At 45.2% G+C, this 1,188-nt stretch carries 2 protein-coding genes; both read right to left on the bottom strand.

The annotated features are described in order from the left end of the window. Positions 1-154: 154 nt before the first annotated feature. Positions 155-727 (bottom strand): hypothetical protein, encoded by a 573-nt coding sequence (locus tag C515_RS23755; protein WP_144290515.1) that lies wholly within the window; start codon positions 725-727, stop codon positions 155-157. A gap of 7 nt (positions 728-734) precedes the next feature. Further along, on the bottom strand, positions 735-1,188 hold a 454-nt coding region (locus C515_RS24125; RefSeq protein WP_211234092.1), incomplete at its 5' end, for an RHS repeat-associated core domain-containing protein.

Genomic DNA, 1,188 nt, shown 5'->3' with positions numbered 1-1,188 from the left:
CTGAGCAGGTTGTCGGCGGCATCCCATTCAAAGGCTTCGCTCGATCCGCCGTGTTGCTGGGTCTGGCGCAGCAGGCGGCCGGCGGGGTCGTACTGGTACTGGCGGCGGTGCTTGTTTGCTGTTTGCGTGGTATGTACAAACTAAGATATGCAGGTTACACGGATTTAATCTCGCATATCGAGAGAAGGTTTGAGAATTTTTCGATTCTTTTTAGATCATTTGCGATTGACTCACTAGCAATTATGTTGAATGGTCCGCCCCAGTTCTCTATTGTAAAGAAATCAATGTTATCTGGTATTTTATCTTTTATGATGACCGGTTTTATGAATATTCTTCCAATTGGGTTGTCCCATGGTTGAAGTTGATGGGGGGTCGGCCATTTTTCGTATTCACATAATTCAAGTTTTGCGCAGGGTATTGCTGTTTTTGCTTTAAGGCCTATGTAGGGGGTTTTGCTTGTTCTTTCAATTATTGTTATTCTTTCTATTGATTCTGATTTGAGTATTGATTCTGGGGTTAGTTTTTTTTGAAGTATGATGAAGTTCGCACCTATTGATGATGCTTCTGGTAGTTCGCCATTTGTGATTATCTCAATTTCATATTCTAGTGATGTTTTTGCGTCGTTTGGGTCGATTGCGTTGCCTTGGTTGGTTATGTCGTTGTCGAAGGCGGCGTATTTTTTCCAAGTGGAGCTGTCTGGTTGTATTCTTATTTGAAAGTAGTCCATTTTACTCTCATGTCTTTGTTAATACTTTGTTTAACCATGTTCCTGGTGTAGTGGCTTCTAATTTTAGCTGCTCTAGTTCGGCTTCTATTGCCGCCTTGCCGCCGGTTTTTCCTCCGCCATTTGCTGACCCTGATTTTGCTGCTTTTTGAAGGTGGTCAAATATATACTGGTGTGAGTCATCAGGGTGTGGGCCTTTATGTCCAGGAATTCTCACTTTATTCAGTGGGTCATTTAATACATCTGTTCGCGGTCTACCGTTTTTGAAACGACCAAGACCATAGTCATCAAATAATTTCCGGAAACGTGGTGACCAGTGTGAGTGCTTATTTGTTGCAAGATGATGTACAGGGTCACACACCCACCCCCACGGATCCATCCAGCCGTTCGGGTCGGGTACGTAGCCGTACAGGTGCAGGCCGCCCGCCAGGCCGATCGGGTCGGGGCTGAGGTAGCGGCCGCTT

It is taken from the genome of Chitinilyticum litopenaei DSM 21440 (assembly GCF_000428145.1).
GTDB lineage: Bacteria > Pseudomonadota > Gammaproteobacteria > Burkholderiales > Chitinibacteraceae > Chitinilyticum > Chitinilyticum litopenaei.
This window is presented reverse-complemented; position numbering and strand designations above follow the sequence as displayed.

What these genes read in the sequence shown, in the direction of transcription:
- C515_RS23755 (WP_144290515.1), bottom strand. Translation starts at nt 727, where the DNA reads ATGGACTACTTTCAAATAAGAATACAACCAGACAGCTCCACTTGGAAA.